The 19,711-nt window shown below is 61.3% G+C and carries 19 protein-coding genes; 4 read left to right on the forward strand and 15 right to left on the reverse strand.

What is annotated here, in order from left to right:
• Window positions 1–110: 110 nt before the first annotated feature.
• Entirely contained in the window at window positions 111–512 is a 402-nt protein-coding gene (locus SB822_RS07195; protein WP_007581163.1) for a tautomerase family protein, read from the reverse strand.
• A 45-nt stretch (window positions 513–557) separates the two neighbouring features.
• Window positions 558–1,481, reverse strand: coding sequence for an alpha/beta hydrolase (locus tag SB822_RS07200; RefSeq protein ID WP_410854410.1), 924 nt, complete (start codon window positions 1,479–1,481; stop codon window positions 558–560).
• 87 nt (window positions 1,482–1,568) lie between these two features.
• Here SB822_RS07200 and SB822_RS07205 point away from each other — a divergent pair, with 87 nt between their 5' ends.
• The 3 genes from SB822_RS07205 (at window position 1,569) to SB822_RS07215 (ending at window position 3,497) form a co-directional block, all read left to right on the forward strand.
• Entirely contained in the window at window positions 1,569–2,405 is an 837-nt protein-coding gene (locus SB822_RS07205; protein WP_410854411.1) for an alpha/beta fold hydrolase, read from the forward strand.
• 46 nt (window positions 2,406–2,451) lie between these two features.
• Window positions 2,452–2,934, forward strand: coding sequence for a MarR family winged helix-turn-helix transcriptional regulator (locus tag SB822_RS07210; protein ID WP_007731750.1), 483 nt, complete (start codon window positions 2,452–2,454; stop codon window positions 2,932–2,934).
• Window positions 2,935–3,068: 134 nt separating this feature from the next.
• Window positions 3,069–3,497: a nuclear transport factor 2 family protein gene (locus tag SB822_RS07215; RefSeq protein WP_079500312.1), complete on the forward strand. Its 429-nt coding sequence runs from the start codon at window positions 3,069–3,071 to the stop codon at window positions 3,495–3,497.
• Window positions 3,498–3,605: 108 nt separating this feature from the next.
• Here the strand turns inward: SB822_RS07215 and SB822_RS07220 are convergent, their stop codons facing one another.
• From SB822_RS07220 to SB822_RS07280, 13 genes are all read right to left on the reverse strand, one after another.
• Window positions 3,606–4,535, reverse strand: a complete 930-nt coding sequence (locus tag SB822_RS07220; RefSeq protein ID WP_007731747.1) for a LysR family transcriptional regulator — start codon at window positions 4,533–4,535, stop codon at window positions 3,606–3,608.
• Window positions 4,536–4,695: 160 nt separating this feature from the next.
• Window positions 4,696–5,976: an MFS transporter gene (locus SB822_RS07225; protein WP_410854412.1), complete on the reverse strand. Its 1,281-nt coding sequence runs from the start codon at window positions 5,974–5,976 to the stop codon at window positions 4,696–4,698.
• Window positions 5,977–6,454: 478 nt separating this feature from the next.
• Complete coding sequence (locus SB822_RS07230; RefSeq protein ID WP_410854413.1) at window positions 6,455–7,078, reverse strand: DAK2 domain-containing protein; 624 nt, start codon at window positions 7,076–7,078, stop codon at window positions 6,455–6,457.
• A 13-nt stretch (window positions 7,079–7,091) separates the two neighbouring features.
• The gene (locus tag SB822_RS07235; RefSeq protein WP_410854414.1) at window positions 7,092–8,102 is read right to left on the reverse strand and encodes a dihydroxyacetone kinase subunit DhaK; all 1,011 of its coding nucleotides are present in this window, start codon (window positions 8,100–8,102) and stop codon (window positions 7,092–7,094) included.
• A 19-nt stretch (window positions 8,103–8,121) separates the two neighbouring features.
• Entirely contained in the window at window positions 8,122–9,123 is a 1,002-nt protein-coding gene (locus SB822_RS07240) for an ABC transporter permease (RefSeq protein WP_410854415.1), read from the reverse strand.
• Entirely contained in the window at window positions 9,120–10,682 is a 1,563-nt protein-coding gene (locus SB822_RS07245; RefSeq protein ID WP_410854416.1) for a sugar ABC transporter ATP-binding protein, read from the reverse strand. Before SB822_RS07245 ends, SB822_RS07240 begins: the two co-directional genes overlap by 4 nt.
• A 69-nt stretch (window positions 10,683–10,751) precedes the next feature.
• Entirely contained in the window at window positions 10,752–11,858 is a 1,107-nt protein-coding gene (locus SB822_RS07250; protein ID WP_007581184.1) for a sugar ABC transporter substrate-binding protein, read from the reverse strand.
• A 93-nt stretch (window positions 11,859–11,951) separates the two neighbouring features.
• Window positions 11,952–12,632, reverse strand: coding sequence for a class II aldolase/adducin family protein (locus SB822_RS07255; RefSeq protein WP_410854417.1), 681 nt, complete (start codon window positions 12,630–12,632; stop codon window positions 11,952–11,954).
• The gene (gene mtnA / locus SB822_RS07260; RefSeq protein WP_410854418.1) at window positions 12,629–13,717 is read right to left on the reverse strand and encodes an S-methyl-5-thioribose-1-phosphate isomerase; all 1,089 of its coding nucleotides are present in this window, start codon (window positions 13,715–13,717) and stop codon (window positions 12,629–12,631) included. The genes SB822_RS07255 and mtnA overlap by 4 nt, the downstream gene beginning before the upstream one ends.
• A 71-nt stretch (window positions 13,718–13,788) precedes the next feature.
• Window positions 13,789–15,057 carry an S-methyl-5-thioribose kinase gene (mtnK, locus tag SB822_RS07265; RefSeq protein WP_410854419.1) on the reverse strand — a complete coding sequence of 423 codons (1,269 nt, stop codon included), beginning with the start codon at window positions 15,055–15,057 and terminating at the stop codon, window positions 13,789–13,791.
• A gap of 28 nt (window positions 15,058–15,085) precedes the next feature.
• Window positions 15,086–15,781, reverse strand: a complete 696-nt coding sequence (locus SB822_RS07270; RefSeq protein WP_410854420.1) for a GntR family transcriptional regulator — start codon at window positions 15,779–15,781, stop codon at window positions 15,086–15,088.
• Window positions 15,782–15,974: 193 nt separating this feature from the next.
• A complete protein-coding gene (locus SB822_RS07275) occupies window positions 15,975–16,850 on the reverse strand; it encodes a sugar phosphate isomerase/epimerase family protein (protein WP_410854421.1) in 876 nt (291 codons plus the stop codon).
• 54 nt (window positions 16,851–16,904) lie between these two features.
• Window positions 16,905–18,029, reverse strand: a complete 1,125-nt coding sequence (locus tag SB822_RS07280) for an ABC transporter ATP-binding protein (RefSeq protein ID WP_410854422.1) — start codon at window positions 18,027–18,029, stop codon at window positions 16,905–16,907.
• A gap of 324 nt (window positions 18,030–18,353) precedes the next feature.
• Here SB822_RS07280 and SB822_RS07285 point away from each other — a divergent pair, with 324 nt between their 5' ends.
• Entirely contained in the window at window positions 18,354–19,706 is a 1,353-nt protein-coding gene (locus SB822_RS07285) for an ABC transporter substrate-binding protein (protein WP_410854423.1), read from the forward strand.
• The last annotated feature ends 5 nt before the right edge of the window (window positions 19,707–19,711 follow it).

Here is a 19,711-nt window from a genome sequence, read left to right on the forward strand (position 1 = left end):
AGCGCTATTACGGCCGGTCCCAAACACTTGAGTATTAGATTGCTGCCTCCGCGCCGTAAACCAGGACGTGTGCGCAACACCTGCCTCACGCCCCGGAGCCGGCTTCCTGACTACCACCTCGGCGCGATATCGGCCAGTTGCGCGACTCCGCGTCCAAACGAAAAGTTCTCGTTTGGCACGGGCACGAGCGCGATGAAGACATCGTCGGGCGACACGCCTACGTCCCGCTCCAGCAGACGCGTCATCGTCGCCATCAACGCTGCCTTGTCCGACGCAGGTCGATGTGCGCCTAGCATGACCGTCACGATCATGGCGTTCTTGCTTCGCTCCATCTCCATGAATGTGGGATCGATGAACAGTTCATCGTCGCCGTGTTCGCTGATCATGATGAACCGGTCTCCCTTGGGAATGCCCAGCGCTTCAACCAGCGACATGTTGAGTGCGTTGCCCATCGCGATCTTCTGTTCGCGACTGAAGCGCCCTTTAGGAATATGTGCGTGAAATACCGGCATGTGTGTTCTCCATTTGCCTAAACTGATTGCTGTAGGGTTCGTCTATTAAATCTGTTTGCGCCCGGCCGCATCGGCACCAGTGAGATGCAGCGTGAACCAGTCCACGGCCGCGCCGCTCGCGAGATCAAATGCCGCGTCGTACGGATCGAAGTGATGGCCCGGCACCAACACGAGCCGCTTGGGTTCGAGCGCGCGTTCGTAGGCTTCGAGTTCGAGATCGGTCATGGTCACGCGGTCGTCGTTCGCAATGACCATCAGAAGCGGCGTCGGCGAGATGCGGCTTACCCACACGCCGGGCTCATACATGCTCGCGGCAAATGACGAGCGCAGCGTGACACGGTTTTCCCAAGCTGCACCGGCCAACGGCTGCGAATAGAACGCAATCGCTTCAGGCGACCGATAAGCGGCAGGCACGCTCGCGTCTGCGCCGACCACGGCCTGAACGCGCGGAGCGTGGCCACGATGCTGCTCGCGCAGATCCTCAGTCATGGTGGCAATCCAGGCGGGCATCGCGTCGGGCGCGACGCGGCGTCGAACCTGCTCGAAGCCGCTGATGGTCGGAACCTGCGAGACGACGCATTTGACGCGGCGGTCCGTGGAGGCGAGCACCAGCGCGTGTCCGCCGCTGAAACTGCTGCCCCAGATTCCGATGCGCGCGGGGTCCACTTCGGGCCGGCTCTCGAGCCAGGTGATCGCTCTGCGCCAATCTGCGATCTGCGCCCACGGATCGATGTCGTGGCGCGGCGTGCCGTCGCTCGAACCAAAGTTTCGATGATCATGAACGAGGACAACGAAGCCGGCCTCCGCGAACGCAGTCGCGAAACGTTCAAGGCCGTGTTCCTTCACGGCGGCGAATCCGTGACACATCGATATCGCTGCGCGACGCTCCGTCGAGGCGGGCACAAACAGCCAGCCGCGCAACGTGACGCCGCCTTCTCCGGCGAACTCTATTTCAGTCCTGCTGATCATGCCGCACTCCGTCTTTACCATATGTTGATATGCGCATATTATGATCAGCACCAACGTTTGACAAGCATCTTTGTCGAGGAGACGAGCATGACAGCAGTATCCGATCTGACGAATGATCCGGATCAGCCGCCGTACGACGCGCTGATCTTCATTCATGGTTTCCTCGACAATCGCACCGTCTGGAACGATCTGATCGAGGCGCTTGCGCCCTCTTCGGTGCCCGTGATCGCGCGCGATCTTCGCGGCGCAGGTGATCGTCGCAATGAAGACGACGCGTGCACGCTGGCGCAGGCGGTCGCCGATATCGTGCAAGTGTTCGACGACAGGCGGTTGTCGCGCGTGGCGCTGGTCGGACACAGCATGGGTGCGCAGATCGCGGAACTCGTCGCCAGTGAACGTGCCGCACAGGTTGCGTCGTTGACGCTGATCACGCCCACACCTTTGCGTGGCAACACATTGCCGGACGAAGTACGCGATCTGCTGCGAGAAAGCGGTGACGCTCCTGCCGTCCAGCGTCAGATTCGCGTTTCATTCTCGACCCATCTGAATAGCGATCAACTCGATTCACTGACCGCGCCCCACGTATTGAAGAACAAGGCCACCGTTCGCCAGTATTACGATGCGTTCACGCTCGGCGATTCGCGCGGCAATGCGCCGTGTTCGTTTCGTGGCCCGACCATGGTGATCGGCGCCCAGGACGACCCTGTGATCACGGTCGAGCAGATTGCCGCCGAATGCCGCGAGCGCTTCCCGGCAGCAAGTTTTCGCATCGTCGCTCACTCCGGTCACTGGCCGCATCTGGAGCAGCCGGCGCAAACAGCACAACTTCTCGCGCGACACCTTGGATGGGCGACGCTCAAACCGGCTACGTCCGCGCAAGCGTCACGGCACGACTACGTCAGTGCCTCTGACGAAAGCCGCTGAGCCTCGCGTATATTTCCGAGTTCGACGAAACCTGAGCGAATACGACATGCCAATCCAAAAGGAACTGCTGGAAGATATCGATGGGCGTTGCAATTGTCTTGCGGCGCGCAAGGCGTCCCGGTATCTGACAGCGGCATATGACCAGGCTCTCGCGCCCGCGGACCTGCGCGCCACGCAGTTCTCGATTCTCTACAAGCTCGCTAAAGACGGCCCGCTCACGATTGGCGATCTGGCCGCCGCCATGGCGATGGATCGCACGACGCTGTCTACAAACCTGAAACCACTCGAGCGGGACGGGCTCCTCGAAATGGTCCCCGGACAGGATCGCCGGGTGAGGATGGTCGTGATTACAGACGCTGGCGTAGCGCGCTATCGCACGGCGCTTCCGATGTGGCAAGGGGTTCAGCAGGAATTCGAAGGTCACTACGGCGAAAAGCGTGCAGTCGCGTTGCGCAACGCTTTGCGCAACGTGTTGAATAGCGGATTCAGCCCTTGGGCTGACGGCGAAGGCGCTACCGCTAAAGACTAGACACGCGCCGATCGGGCAGGAGTTGGCGGTGCATCCCGCCTATTCGGCCGCGCATCCGCCACGGATACGCTGCCGGATTATGTGCATATGCACAACGTTGCACACATCATCCGAAATGGAAACAGGAGACACGTATGAAGCACCCCCATATCGTCGAGGCATGCCGGAAAGCATTCAGCGGATTCGAGCTCAACGACAAGACCGACCTCGTTGCCTTACTTGACGACGATGTCGTCTTCGAGTTCTCCGACTCCCTGCCCTACGGCGGAACCTACGAGGGAAAGCAGGAGTTTCTAGCCTTCTGGAAGCACGTTTATGAGAAGTGGGAGACTTTCACTTACGACGCCAGAGCGGTCCTTGAAGCGGACGATTACATCATCGTCCCTGTCCTCACGCGGGCAAAAGCGCTCAACGGTTATCTCATGGAAAACGAACATCTGTTTCTGTTCAAGGTCCGGGACGGCCGGATCGTTCACGGACGCCTCTACGCCGACACCGCGCGAGGACGCGACATTCTGGAAGACAAGCCGCCGAAGCGCTATCCGAAACTGATCCTTGGATAAGCCCATGTCGTGGCCTGGACGGCTCGCGCGTTGATTAATCGAAGTGGCGCGGCGGCCCGGAGGTACTGTCCGGGCGAGCCGCGCGCGACACATGGAGCGTGCCGCCCTCTAGCGCACCCAGCCACGCTCGATCAACGGCACATCCCAACCGGGCTCAGTGCCGAGCCAGTCCACCAGAAACTCGACCAGCGCCTTCACCTTGAGCGCCTGGCGTTGCGTGGCCGGGTACACGGCCGCGAAGTTCAAAGGCGATAGCGCATAGTCGGCGAGAATGGGCACAAGCGAGCCGTCGAGCAGCGGCGCGCTCGCCACCAGTGTGGGCAAACACACGACACCACCGCCCGTCAGCGCATAGTCGCGCAGCAGATGCACCGAGTTCGAGCGGATCATGCCGGGCAGTTCCATTTCGAAGACCTCGTCGCCGCGCGTCATCGTCCAGTGATTGCGCGATGGATAGCCCGAATAGAGCGCCGTCGTGTGCTGCAGCAATTCGCGAGGATGCTGCGGCGCGCCGTGCTCTTTGAGGTACGAAGGCGCAGCGCAAAAGAGCCGCCTCACGGTAAAGAGCCGCCGCTCGATCAACGACTCCGAGATAGCAGGGAAGACCTGGAACGCGACATCGAAGCCCTCTTCGATGGGATCGACGACGCGGTCGTTCACGATGATGTCGAGCTGGATGCCGGGATAGCGCCGGTTGAATTCCCCTAACACCGCACCGAAATGACCCAGCGCGAAACCAGGCAGCATCTGGATACGCAGCCGCCCGGTGGGCGTGGCGCGCAATTCGCGCATCTGATCGGTCAGGTCGTTGACGCGCCCCACCACCTCCGCACATTCACGATAGAACGCCTCGCCGACTTCGGAGAGGCGTACGTGCCGCGTGCTGCGGTGAAACAATGGGGCGTTGACGAAGCGCTCCAGTTGCTGGATGCGGTTCGTCACGACCGAACTGGTCACGCCGAGTTGTCGTGATGCCTCGGCGAAGCTGCTTGTTTCCGCAACCCGCACGAAAGCCTCGATACTCAGAAAACGATCCATGCCGCTTCCCTGTCATCGTGTACAGCACGTCAGTGTATACGCGCTGACGCCGGTGACAGTGGCATGCGTGAACATCGGCCTGAAGGCAAATGAAAGCGCACGGCGCGCTGCTTCTTCTCGAAGCAGCACGCCATGCGCATAAGTACTCGTATCGGTGGCTTTATTCGAATTGCTCGGCCACAGGAAATTCGCCCGTCGACCCATTGCGCCGGCGCAATTTGGCAGGTGCAGTCTCCTTGAGCAGCAGGCTCACACCGATGCCAAGCAAAACCGCGCAGATTGGCAGCCACAGAATATTCTGAATGCCAAAGCGAGTCGCGACGAAACCAGCAAGCGCAGGCGCCACCCCGCCGCCGAAGATCTCGCCCGCGCCAACCACGATCCCGATTGCCGTCGAGACCATGCCGACGGGCGCCGCCTCCGTCGCGACCGGTCCGGAGAGCAGCGAAACGAGGCCAAGCGTGAAGAATGCCGACACGAACAGCACAGCGAACAAGGCCACCGGCTGCGCGCCGAGCCCGCGAAACACGTACAGCATCACCGCCGTCCCCGCGAAACCGACCACGCTCGCAAGACGCCGCCCCACCAGATCGGAAAGCCCCGGCAAGCCAAACTGGCCAACGAATCCACCAAAGCCGATAGCCGAGACCACGATGCCCATGCGCTGCGTGTCGAGAGCCAGGTACTCGGTGAGATAGAGAGGCAGCATCGCCCCCAGCACGAAGACGCCCGTCATCGCACAGAACAGCGCGACCATCGCGACACGGATATTCCCGCTCTTCAGCACGTCGCGCCAGTTGCCGCGCCGGGCTTGCGCCGTCGCCTGCCCATGCGACTCGGAGGGCACCGATACAGGCGTGGTCTTCGGCTCGCGAATCACGCGGAACATCAGCAGGCCGAGGATCAGCCCGGGAACGGAAACCAAAGCGAACACCCAGCGCCACGACATCACGTTGAGCAACTGCGTGGCAATGATGGGCGAAAGAGCCAGTCCGAACAGCGCGAATCCGCTTTGCTGGAGCCCGAGATTGAAGCCACGGCGTTTCGGATGCGAGGCGTCGGCTGTCGCGGCGAAACTCGTCGGGCAGAAGGAGCCTTCGGCGACGCCCATCAGGGCTCGCACAGCCATCAGACTCGCGAGTCCGCCCGCAACACCCGAGAATCCCGACAATAGCGAGAACGCGACAATAGCGGGAATCAGGACCTTACGGCGTCCAAACTTGTCGGAGATGCCGCCCATCAACGCAGCGAAGACACCCCATGAAAGACCGAGGATGCCGATACAGTTGCCGACGTCCTGGGCCGTCAGATGCAGGTCCTTCATGATGGACGGGAAAAGCGGCGCGATCAGCCATCGGTCCAGGCCCACCAGCCCGAATCCGAGCGCGAGCAGCGTCACCGCTTTCCATTCGTAGGACACGTCCCACTGGTTCGATCTCATCCTTGTCTCCTATGACAAATTCGACGGCGACCGCACGCAGTGCAAGCAGCCCGCGGCGTACACAGCGCCGACGTAGGAAGAATGATCCAGGCGCAACGTGGAAAGAATGCGATGACGACCGAATACGTCATTCGCGAAATGCAAACAATGGCCGCGACATGCCTCGCGAGGCATGCCGGACAGGGATCTGCGCTGAAAACGAAGGCGGTGGTGTCAAGCTTCTGGCGTACCCCAGGGCTACCCCGGGTAGACGCGTGCGCGCCCGGGCGGCGGCCTGACGCGAGGCAAGGGAACCCGCTGCGTCGCGACGCGCGGCAGAGGGCTTCGCCGGTGCTATAGAGACAGTTACCTCGGGGCTAACGCTCGCTCCCTGCTCGATCCTATGATTCGTCGTTGGGCGGATGACTACCAGCATGTCGCGGCGAAGCGCACCTTCAGCAAGGCAATGTAACTTCCATACCTTCCAAAGACAGGTTTCTCAGCCGAGCGCCGCCAGAAGCGCTTCAAGAAACCGCAAATACGCCGTTGCCCCCGGATCGGCGTGACCGATGCTGCGCTCTTGCACCCACGCCGCACGCCCCTTTTGCGATTGCAGCGCGGCCGTGCTTTCAACCTGACGCCGCGCGGTCGCAATCATCTCAGCCAGAATCTCTCGCGCGCTCCCGTTCGACGCTTCAAGCACATCGAGGCTCGGCACCAGCGCATCGAGCACGGTCTTGTCGCCGACCTTGCTCTTGCCGCGTTCGACGATGCGCGCCGCGACCGCGCGCCCAATCGTAAGCACGTCGTCTTTGCCGACCTCATGCCTGTCCACCATCGTCTTTGCCGCCGCCAACAGGCCGCCGCCGATCAACGCCGCGAACGTCGAGGGGTTAGCCGTCGAAAAGGCCTGCCCGGCGGCACGCAACATGTCGCTCATCGCCGCGTCGTCGGGTAAAGCGGCGAGCGCTTTCACGACGGCCGCCGATCCCGCCTTCACCGTAATGCCGAGATCGCCGTCGCCGAGCGCCGCATCGAGGTCGCGCAATTCGTCGGTGTGCGCCGGCAGCGCATCCAGCGTGCGGACGAGCAGCGCGCGGACTTCGTTGCAGGACATGCTCATGATGTGTACTCCATCAAACCAGCAGCCAGTCGCGATATAGCGGCGAACGCGCGGGCGCGGCGAGCAGCGTTTCGAGTTCGTCGTCGAGCAACATCACGGTGATCGACGCACCCGCCATTTCGAGGCTCGTCACATATTCGCCGACATACGAGCGCGCAATCGACAACCCGTGATCCCCAATCACTTTCGCCGCGCGCCTGAACAGCAGATACAGTTCTTCGAGCGGCGTCGCGCCGAGTCCGTTGATGAGCACGGCAAGCCGCGATCCCTTCGACGCCTGCAGATCGCCAAGAATCTGACCCATCAGACGATCCGCAATGGCATCGGCGGATTCCAGCTTGCCGCGATGCGTGCCGGGTTCGCCATGAATCCCAATGCCGATCTCCATCTCGCCATCGGGCAGCGTGAACGTGGGTTTGCCCGCAGCGGGCAGGATGGTCGGCGACAGGCCGACGCCCATGGTGCGGCAATGATCGTTCGCCTTCGCGCAGATGCGCGCGACTTCGTCAAGCGAATCGCCGCGTTCCGCCGCAGCGCCCGCGCACTTGAAGACGAACGCCATGCCGGCAACGCCGCGCCGGTCGCTCGCGCGCTCCGCTGGCGCCGACGCGACATCGTCGGTCAGCAAGACGGTCTTGATGTCGATGCCTTCGGGTTCTGCGAGATCGGCGGCGAGATCGAAGTTGAATACGTCGCCGCCGTAGTTGCCGTACACATACAGCACGCCCGCGCCGCCGTTCACGGCTTTCGTGGCTTCGAAGATCTGTTGTGCCGACGGCGACGAGAACACATTGCCTACCGCGACGCCGCTGCACAGCCCTTCGCCGACATAGCCAAGAAAGCCCGGCATATGGCCCGATCCACCGCCCGTGACGATGCCGACATGCCCCGCTTTCGGCGCATCGGCACGCACGAGTGCGCGACGGTCGGCTGTCGCGGCCTTGATCCAGCCCGGGTGCGCGAGCAACAGCGCATCAATCACTTCGTCAACGAAATCATCTGGCTGGTTGATGATCTTTTTCACGCGATTCTCCTTGTGATGATCAGTTCTTGCGCCGTTGGCTGAGCGCATCGAGCATGACGGCGGCGAAGATGACGCCGCCCTGAATGAACTGGGTCCAGAATGGATTGACGCCGAGCAGCGACAGACCAACGTTGATCACGCCGATCAGCACCACGCCGATAAACGTGCCGACGATCGAGCCGCGCCCGCCCGCCAGCGATGTCCCACCAATCACGACGCCCGCGATCACCTGCAATTCGAGCCCGTTGGCGGCCGAAGGCAACGTGGAGTTGAGCCGTCCCGCGAGCACGATTCCCGCAATCGCCGCCGTCACGCCGGCGAGCGTATACGTCAGAAAGATCACGCGACGCACCGGAATGCCCGCAAGCCGCGCCGCCTCCTGGTTGCCGCCGACCGCGAACACCTGGTGACCGAACGTCGTCTTGCGCAGCAACACATGGCCGATCACGAACACGATCAGCATCACGATCATCGGCGCGGGTAAACCGACGTACGTCTTCGCTCCGAACAGCGTGAACGCATTCGGAAAATCGAACTTGGTGCGGCCATCGGAAATCGCGAGCGTGAGACCACGGCCCATCGCCATCATCGCGAGCGTCACGATGAACGGCACGAGCCTGAGCCATGTCACCGAGAAGCCGTTCAGCGCACCGACAAGCGCGCCGACCGCGAGCGCAATCGCGAGACCGGCGATGCCGACCCCGACGGCGTCGGGTGTCGAACCCGCCATGAAGGTCGCGGCGACCATCCCGCTCAACGCGACCAGCGAGCCGACCGACAGATCGATACCCGAGGTGATTATCACGAATGTGCCGCCCACCGCCGCGATGCCGACCACCGACGTCTGCACGAGGATGTTGGTCAGCGTGCTCGTCGTGAGAAACTCGGGCGACGCAATCGACAGCACGACGCAGATGACGATCAGTGCGGCCAGCAAGGGACCGACGCCGCTGCGCAGTTGCCGGATCACGCGACTCGAAAGCGCTTCCGGGTCAGTCTGTTTCGCTGCCGTCGAAGTCATGCTCGTGCTCCTGTTGTCGCCCATTGAATCACCGTCTCCGAATCGGCTTCGTCGCGGGGCAGTTCCGCAACGATCCTGCCGCGATACATCACCAGCACCCGGTCGGACATGCCGAGCAGTTCCGGCAATTCCGAACTGACCATCACCACGGCCGCGCCCGCGCGCGCCATCGACACCATATGCGCATAGATTTCCGTCTTCGCACCGACGTCGATGCCGCGTGTCGGCTCGTCGAGCATGATCACGGCCGGCTGCGTGGCCGTTGCGCGCCCGAGAATCACCTTCTGCTGATTGCCACCTGACAGATTGCCCGTGATCTGCACGACGCTCGACGCCCGCACGCCGAAGCGCGCACTCGCCTTCTGCGCGAGCGCACGCTTTCGCGCGTTGCGCACGAAACCGCCCGTCGCGATCGCCTTCAGGCTCGACAGCACGATGTTCTCTTCGATGCTCGCTTCGAGCACGAGGCCTTCGAGCTTGCGATCTTCGGCGGTATAGACGAGACCCTGGCGCACGCCATCGGCGGGCGAGCGGACCACGGTTTTGTTGCCGCGAATGAAGATGTCGCCTTCGGTCACCGTCTGCGCACCGAAGATCGCCTTCAGCAACTCCGTGCGGCCCGCGCCCGCAATACCCGCAATCCCGACGATCTCGCCCGCGCGCACCTTGAAGCTCGCGTGCCGCACGATGGGCGGACTCGCGAGATCGCGCACTTCGAGCACGACCGGGCCGTAATCGCGCGGCTCCCACGGGTAGAACGAGTCGAGATTGCGCGCGACCATCGCCTGCACCAGATCCTGTTCGCTCCACGCCGACATCGGGCGCTCGCTGACCGTCGCGCCATCGCGCATCACGACGGCCGAATCGGCCAGCTCGAACACTTCTTCCAGATGGTGCGAAATGAAAATGATGCCCATGCCCGCAGCGCGCAAACGTCTCACGACGGCATACAGATGCGAGATGTCGTCACGCTGCAACGCGGCCGTCGGTTCGTCCATCACCAGAATGCGCGCGTCGCGCGCAATGGCTTTCGCGACTTCGATCAGCTGCCGCTTGTTGAGCGGCAGATCGCCGAGCCGCATGGATGGCGACACGCCGTCGAGGCCCACTTGCGCGAGCGCCTGTCGCGCATTCTGATCGGCCGCGCGACGCTGAACGAAGCCGTTGCGTGCCGGCATGCGGCCAAGGAAGAGGTTTTCCGCCACCGTCATGTCGTTGACGAGCGACAGTTCCTGATAGATCACCGCAACGCCCGCATCGATTGCCGCGTGCGTACCGCGTCCGAGCGGCACGCCATTGATCTCGATCGTGCCTTCGTCCGGTTCGTAAGCCCCCGATAGCGTCTTGATCAGCGACGATTTGCCCGCGCCGTTCTCACCGACGATGGCCAGTACCCGGCCCGCCTCGAGCGTCAGGCTGACGCCGCGCAACGCCTTCACACCCGGAAAGCTTTTGACGATGCCCGCCATGCGCAGCAACGGCGGCACATGGCTGTCGGCACCCGCACGCGGGTGTGGCTGCACGTTGTCCTGCGGCTGCGAACTCGTCCCGGCGTTCATGTGCTAATCCCGCATTCGATGACGGGCCCGCGCCTTGCAAACGGCGCCCGTCCAGGTCACATCGATACGTTACTGGCTCACCTGCAGCGACCACAGACCGTATTTTTTCGTTTCGTCCGAATCGATATTCGACTTGTCGATCAGGAACGTCGGCCATGCGTACGTGGCGGGCACGGACTTGCCCGCCGAGTTGTCGGCGATGAAACTGAGCGACTTCGCGGCCATTTCAATCGGGTTCTGCGAGATCGTCGCGTCCTGCTTGCCTGCGCGGATCGCCGACAAGGCCTGCGCCGTGCCATCCGCCCCGATGACGAGGATGTGCGCCTTGTCATCGAGTGGCTTGTAGCGGCCCGCGTTGTCGATCGCTTTTTCCGCGCCCACGGTGTTGTCGTCGTTGGCCCCGAACACCGCGTCGATCTGCGGGAATTTCTGCAGGATGTTGGTCATCGCGTTCAGCGACTTCTCCTGATCGAAAGCACCTTCCTGACGCGCCACGACCTTGATGTCCGAGTACTTCGCGATCTCATCGCTAAAGCCCTTTTCACGATCGGTGGCGGCCGTCGTGCCGACCAGGCCGATCAGGTCGACGACATTGCCCTTCGCGGAGCCGTAACGTTTGGTCAACTGATCGGCGATCCATTTCGCGCCCGTTGCGCCGAGCGCGACGTTATCCGACGCGACGAATGACGTGACCTTGCCGCCGTCCGATCCGCGATCGAGCGTGAAGACGGGGATGTTCATCTGATTCGCTTTCTGCACCACGGGGATGATCGCCTTCGAATCGATCGGGTTCAGCACGAGCGCGGTAATGCCTTGACTCAGCAGATTGTTTGCGTCGTTGACCTGTTGTTGCGCATCGCCGTTCGCATTGGTCTGTACCAGATCGAACGACTCGTCTTTCGAGCCTTTTTCGACGCCGAGCTTCAATCCGACGAAGAACGCATTGTTCAGCGTCGCGATGGAGAAGCCAATCTTGGTCTTGCCACCCGGGGCCGACGCCGGCGCAGCGCTCGCGACTGCGGCGCCGCTTGCGCTGGCATCGCTCGCCGCGGTTACCGTCGAAGGCGACTCGCTCTTCGAGCAGCCGCTCAACGCAGCGGCGACGCACAACAGTCCAGCACCCGCCGGCGCGGCGAGTGAACTCCATCCATTAAACCGTGCTGAATTCCAGGCCATGAGCGTCTCCGTTGTTCAAATAGTCAGTTATCAGATACCGGGAGTCGATGTACGCGGATGCGTACCGACGGGTCAGACTCGACACACTGCACACTACGGGCGTTTGGGTCGCACGCCATATTGACTAAATCTGTCCACCACCTCGGCCATCTGTTCGTCCGACAGCACGGGCGGCGCGCCGAGTGTCGCCGCGAGCAGATACTGCTGCGCCAGCACTTCGACTTCATTCGCGAGCCACAAGGCTCGCGCGAGATCGGGTCCAAGCGCAATCACGCCATGATGCGCAAGCAGACATGCAGTCCGGTCTTGCAGCGCAACCACCGCATGATCCGACAGCGCCTGACTGCCAAAGGTCGCATAGGGCGCGCAACGAATCGAATTGCCGCCCGCAGCGGCGACCATGTAGTGATGCGCGGGAATATCGCGGCCGTGAATCGACATCGCCGTGGCCGCGTTCGAATGGGTGTGGACGACCGCGCCGATTTCGGGCCGTGCGTGCAGAATGTCGCGATGAAAGCGCCATTCCGTCGACGGCCGCTTTTCGTCGAATACAGGCGCAGTCGCTTCGATATCGAGTGGCAACCAGACGATTGCGTCCGCATCCAGTTGCGCCGCCGGCACGCCGCTCGGCGTAACCAGAAAGCCATCGCGCCAGCGCGCGCTCACGTTGCCTGACGTGCCCTGGTTGATGCCCAGGCGCACCATCTCCCGCATCGTGTGCACAATGTCGGAACGCAGTGCGTCTTCCGTCGCTGACTGGCTGTTCACGCTCACGATGCCGTACTCGCAGCGGGCGCCTGGGCCTGGAACAATGCCTTGAGGTTGGCTTCGAACGGTTTGGCTATGATGCCTCGTTCCGTGATGTAACCCGTCACGAGATCGTGCGGCGTGACATCGAATGCGGGATTCAACACCTTGATGTCCGCAGGCGCGATCTGCTGACCACCGAGATGGGTCACCTCGTCGCCATGACGCTCCTCGATGACGATCGTGCTGCCATCGGGTGTCTGCAGATCGAGCGTGGACGACGGGCATGCCACATAAAACGGCACGCCGAAATGACGCGATGCGATGGCGAGACTCAACGTGCCGATCTTGTTCGCGAAGTCGCCATTCGCCGCCACCCGGTCCGCGCCGACGATGACGACATCCACCTTGCGCCGCGCCATCAGCGACGCCGCCATGCCATCGGTGATCAACGTGACGTCGACATTGGCCTGCCGCAACTCATACGCCGTCAACCGCGCGCCTTGCAGCAGAGGCCGTGTTTCATCGGCATATACGCGAAACGCGATGCCTTCCTGATGCGCCATATAGATCGGCGCGGTCGCGGTGCCAAGCCCGGTCGTCGCCAACGCGCCGGCATTGCAATGCGTGAGCACACCGCAGCCTGCCGTAATGAGCGGCATGCCGTGCAACCCAATCTGTTCACACAGCAACTGGTCTTCGCGATGAATCTGCATCGCCTCCTCGACCAGCGCCCGATACAGAGAGGCGGAATCGGCCGCGCCCGAACAATCGGCGGCGCGCAACATGCGCTTGAGGCTCCAGTTGAGATTCACCGCCGTTGGCCGCGCGCTGTCGAGATACGCCGCCTGCTCGATCAATGCGGCGCGGAACGCGTCGAGCGGCAGGTCACGCGACGCCTGCATCGACACACACAGACCATAGGCCGCCGCGACGCCGATTGCCGGTGCGCCGCGTACGCGAAGTTCGTGAATGGCCCGCCACACTTCGAAAGCTGTCGTTAGCGCTTCGATCACAGTTTCGCGCGGCAAGCGTGTCTGATCGATGATTCGCAGACTGTCGTCTTCCCACGCGAGCGTAGCGGGCAGACTTTCGAAGATTGGCAAAACCATAGGTGCTCCACGGCAATTTGATGTGTGCCCGACTGTTTCGGCTTTCTGCATTTGATGGCTTGCGATCCCGTTCATTGCAAGCGATGCTCGCGGGTCTGCACATCGCGCGCCAATTCCACGACCTCCTCGATCGATCCAAACGCGTGACGCTCGATCAGCAGGCGCTCGGCAAACTGCACGCATTTCACTTCGACAGCCGCACGAATCGCATCGTCTGAAATGCTGGTGATATCCGCGACCTTCGCCATGCCGACAATCCGCCGGATCATCTTGCATCCCGCAAAGCCCAGCGAGTTCGCCAGCAAGCGCTGCATGAAACGCACGCGATAGGCTTCCGCGCAGTGTCCGCCCGGATCAGCGCCGATGAAGTGACTTTTCCGGCGGCTCTCATGCTCGCGCCACAACAGCCGGAATTTATTCGCGAACGCCGTCCAGATGCCCGTGATCTGATCGAGAAGCCACTCGCGATAATCGTCGGATCCTTGCCCTGTGCGACGGTCATGCCAGTCGCGCGAGAAATAGGCGAGCAACAGATTCGCCAGCACCGCGCCGACATCGAAACCCATTGGTCCATAGAACGCGAACTCGGGATCGATGACGTAGGTTTCGTCCTGGTTCACCATGATCGACCCCGTATGCAGGTCACCATGCACCAGGGTCTCCGCATCGTTCATGAACGACCATTTCATCTCGGCCACAGCCACGCGTAGCGCGGGCGTTCTCCAGATGCGCTCGATCATCTGTTTCGGGAACGCGTTGCTATAGACGTTGGACGGATGATCTTCGAACGGGAAGGTGAATACGAGGTCTTCGGTGATCTTGCAGAGTTCAGTGTTGATTGCCGCGCTCACCGCCTGCTTTTTGACTTCGGGTGCAAGAAACAGGTCAGAGCCGTAGAACAGCGTATGCGCCAGATAGGTCGATAGATGGTCGGTGAGCTTCGGATAAACATGACCGTCCATCAGCTTTTGCCGCAGGATCGCGTGCGATGACAGCCGCTGCATCACCATCAGATACAACTCGGTATCGGCGTGATAGACGCGCGGCACGTGTTGCGGACACAGTTCGCCAAAGCGGCGCAGTGCCGCCACTTCCCGGATCATCCGATGCCGCGTCAACGGCCACGTCTTGCCCACGAGCCGTAAAAATGGCGGGGCCTGTTTGACGACGACACTTTTCTCCGGTGTCCGCGCGTTGCTCACGAAGTAGACGTAGTTGAGATTGCCGTCACCCACTTCCGCGATGTCGAGTTCGCCCGGTTGATTGAGCAACGCATACACGGATGGCACGCCTCGCAGATAGGCGGCCAACTCCGAAGAACTCAGTGCTTCGAATTCCATCAACGTCTCCTCCGCGATCGATCCGGCTTCAGCGTTTCTTGCGAACCAGATCGAACTTGAAGATGCTCGTGTTGTAGTAGTCGTTGCTGTAACAGATCGGCTCGCCGCTTTGATCGAAATCGACTTCATCGAGCAACAGAAACAGACCGAATCCGTCGCCGAGTTCCGGCAGATCGCGCGGCGTGAGAATGGTCGGCTGGATCGATGTGTGTGTGTGCGACAGCCGGCGACCCGTGCGCTCGAACATCGCGAACAGCGACTCGCCGAGTTCGCCATTCGCCGCATCGAATACATGCTTCGGCACGGTGTCGATGCAGTACGCGGCGATCGCATCGTCAGCGCATCGCACCCGTTCGATGCGTACACAATCGGCGCCGACGCCTAGCCGTAGTTTTGCGGCCAGGTTCTCCGACGCCTTGATCTGATCGATCCGCAACCGGCACGTGGTTGGAATCGCACCGACACTCCGGATCATGTCCGTCACAGACATCAGATCATCGAGCCCGCCTTCGAGCTTCAACGAAATTTGTCTGATGAAGGTACCGCGTCCCTGCACGCGAGACAGCAAGCCATGCGAAATCATCTGCGCGACCGCCTCGCGCAGACTGGAACGTCCTACGCCCAGCAGCTCGCATAGCTCTATTTCCGTGGGGATTTGATCGCCTGGCTTGAGCGCGCGCTCCCGGATCATCGACGTCAACGACTCCTGGATCTTGTCGCTCATCGAACGTTCGACACTCAGGCGCATGCCAGTACCCAGTATTGAAAGTAGATGAAATATAGATCAGACGTCTGATGTTTTTATCGGTGTTTACCCGCGCGGAGATGGCGGCCCTTGATTGTGGCCGCTCGAAGCTGAGCACTGCGCAACGTCGATCGTTGCCGACTACATGGCCGACAAAATCCACTCGAGCCGATTACCTGTGCTGCTTCGCTTTTGTAGCAGCGTTGAGTCCGCCGGCAATGAATCCGCGTGCGTGTGTCGCAAGGTCCATGCTGTCGTCCCACAAATTTCTCCAGATGGCCAGCGCATTGGACAACTGCTCATTCACAACGGCGGATGAAAAACTCTCGAATGTGACCACCCCTTTGTAGTCGATCATCGCCAGTGCATGGAAGAACTGTGCAAAATCGATCGTGCCGGAGCCAAGGTATCCACGGTTGCTCTCGCCAATATGGACGTAACCGAGACGCTCTCCGCACTGGAGCACCGGCTGCATGAAGTCGCACTCTTCGATGTTCATGTGGTAGGTGTCCAGATGCACCACCACGTTCGGCGCCCCGATCTCGTCCAGCATGCCGAGCGCTTGCGACGCCGTGTTGAGCAGGTTGCTCTCGTAGCGATTGACCACTTCCAGACCGAGCGTGACATTCTTCTTCTGCGCAAGCTCTGCGATCCGCTTTAGCGATTCCACTGCATTCTGGCGCCCCTTTGCGGTAATAGGCGCCGCGTATTTGCCCATTGCACTGTACAAAATACCGCCAAAGTAAGCACCGCCGAGTTCCGCGGTAATCCTGACACCCTCTTCTAGCAGAGCCATGCCTCGCGAAACCACTGCGGGGTCTTCGCTGGATATGTCAGCGTCGAAAGTCAGACCACGGGAGCAGCCAATCTCGAGGTTGTGCTCCTGTAGCAGGTCACGGGTCAGCGAGAGGTCCATTACCTTTGGACCGTGCAAGGAGAGTTCGATCAGATCGAAGCCTGCCGCTTTCGTCTGGGTGATGACCTTGCGCGTCGACTCCGGCGACAGATCCCCTGCCCATACCAACGCGTGGACGCCTAGTTTGTTCATTGCGCTGCGCCTCCCGTCGCGACGACTATGCCCGTCAACGACCCAAGTCTGCTTTCAGTTCACACGCATCGCATCGGCAACGGGCTGCTTGCGTTCGAGCGCCATGCCGTCCTGACGGAAGAGGTGCACGTGACGCTTCGAAAAGCCCGGCTTGATTGACTGCCCTTCCATCGCAGCGGATTCCCCCGAGCCCTTCACCTGGATCACCCGTTCGTCGGCAAGACGCACGTGCAGGAGCGTCTCGCTGCCCAGATGTTCGATGACCATCACCTCGCCGGCTAACGCGCTATCGGTGTCGCTATTCGCCGACTCAGTCAGATGCTCGGGTCGAACACCGAGCACGATCTTCTGATCCGGCTCGATGGCGTCGCCATGGCACGGCACGTCGAGCGACGCGCCGCCGGGCAGTTCGATCGTGACGCCCGCCTCGTGCTTCCTCAGCACGCGGACATCGAGAAAATTCATCTTCGGAGAACCGATGAAACCCGCCACGAAACGGTTGCGCGGCGTACGGTACAACTCGAGCGGCGAGCCGATCTGCTCGACTTCGCCGTGATTGAGCACGACGATCCGGTCGGCCATCGTCATCGCTTCCGTCTGGTCGTGCGTGACGTAGATCATCGTGGCGTTGAGCTGCTTGTGCAGCTTGATCAATTCGAGGCGCATCTGCACGCGCAATGCGGCGTCGAGATTCGACAGCGGTTCGTCGAAGAGAAACACCTTGGGCTCACGCACGATCGACCTTCCGATCGCCACCCGTTGGCGCTGGCCGCCCGACAGCGCGCGTGGCCGTCGCTCCAGCAGTTGTCCGATCTGCAGGATATCCGCCGCCCGATGCACGCGCTCCTTGATCTGCGCTTCGGGCAGCTTGATCATGCGCAGCCCGAACGCGATGTTCTCGTACACGGACATATGCGGATACAGCGCGTAGGACTGAAACACCATCGCCACGCCGCGCTCCGACGGTTCGAGTTCCGTCACGTCTTCGCCTTCGATCACGACGCGGCCCGAATCGATCCGCTCGAGCCCCGCGATGCTGCGCAGCAAGGTCGACTTGCCACATCCGGACGGACCGACGAACACCAGAAATTCGTGTTCCTTCACATCGATGTCGACGCCCTTCAGCACGTCGGTGCCTGCAAACGCCTTGCGGATCTGCTGCAAATGTACGGCGCTCATGCGTGTCTCCTGTCCCATGCAAGGTCGTACAGCGCCATGCGCTGGTCTCATGCAAAGCAGTGGCTGCGTCACGAAGGATGCACAACCTCGCGCGGCGAATCTGCGGCGAACTCGAATCGCACATACCGCGACGCACCATCCAGCATTTGACGATTTTCTTCTTGACAACAGGTGCGCGTCAAAATATACATTTGTAAAACGCAAATTACAAGTGAAACGACGAGGGCGTGCCGTACGTTTTGCACGCGTCGATACACGTCGCCGCAATGACGATGAACGCCGCGGCATTTGCCGATGGTTCAAGAACAATCAAGGAGACGAACGATGAAAAAGCGCTTTCTGCAGCCTGCTGCCATAGCGTTGTCGCTTGCCACGGCGTCGCTGCTCTGCGCTGCCAACGCGGAGGCCTGGACATTGAAGGAGGCCGCGCAGCCGTACTCGGGCACCACCATCAAGGCGATCTTTCTCGATCGCCCCGGCTACAAGGCCGCGCAGAAACTCATTCCGCAGTTCGAAAAGGAAACGGGCATCAACGTGAAGTGGGAAGTGATCCCGTACGAGAACACGCGTGAAAAGGAAGTGCTCAACTTCGTCGGCGGCGGCGATCAGGACGTGGTGCTCGTCGACGTCGTGTGGATTGGTGAATTCGCAAGCAACAAGTGGCTCGTCCCCATCAAGACCTTCACCGACAACCCGAAGCTCGCCGACCCGAAGCTGAACCTGCCCGGCTTCTTCCCGATTCTGCTCGACTCGTTCGGCTCATGGGACAAGGTCACGTACGGCTTGCCGTTCGATAACTACTCGGGCCTGATGTTCTACAACAAGTGCATGCTGAAGGACGCCGGCTTCAATGAGCCGCCGAAGACGTGGGACGAACTGCTCAACACCTATGCGCCAAAGCTGACGCAGGCCAGCAAGAACCAGTTCGCGTTCGCGCTGCAGTCGCGGCGCGGCGAAACGCAGTCCGCGGACAGTTTCATGCGCGTGCTGTGGCCGAACGGCGGCTCGCTGCTCGACGCCAAGTTCAAATCGAACCTGATGTCGCCGCAATCGCAGGCAGGCCTCGAATACCGGCAGAAACTGATGAAGTACATGCCGCCCGGCATCGTCGATTTCGATCACGCCGAAGCCGTCAACGCGCTCGCGCAAGGCCAGGTCGCGATGATCACCGAGTGGTCCGCGTTCTATCCGACGCTCACCGATCCGAGCAAATCGAAGATCGGCAACTGCCTTGCGATCACCACGGAACCGAAGGGTCCCGCAGGCCTGAAGCCCGCGCTCGGCGGCTTCTCGCTGGCCGTCAACGCGAAGTCGAATGCGAAGAAACAGGCGGCGGCGTGGCTGTTCATCCAGTGGATCACCTCCGAAGAAATGGCCAAGCCGTATCTGGAAGCGGGTGGCGTGCCCGCGCGCACGGCCGTGTACCAGGACAAGGCCGTGCAGGACAAGTATCCGTTCGTGAAGCCGATGGTCGAGTCGTGGCAAGGCGGCGTACCCGACTATCGTCCGCGCTTCCCGGAATGGCCGGCCGTGTCGGAAGTGATCGGCGAATGGGGCACGAAGATCATGCTGGGCCAGGTGTCGGTGAAAGACGGCGCGCAGACCATCGGCTCGAAGACGGAAGAGATACTGAACAAGGCGGGCTATTACAGCGGCAAGAAGCCTTTGCTGAAGTAACGGCG

It is taken from the genome of Paraburkholderia sp. SIMBA_054, from assembly GCF_046534875.1.
GTDB lineage: Bacteria > Pseudomonadota > Gammaproteobacteria > Burkholderiales > Burkholderiaceae > Paraburkholderia > Paraburkholderia hospita.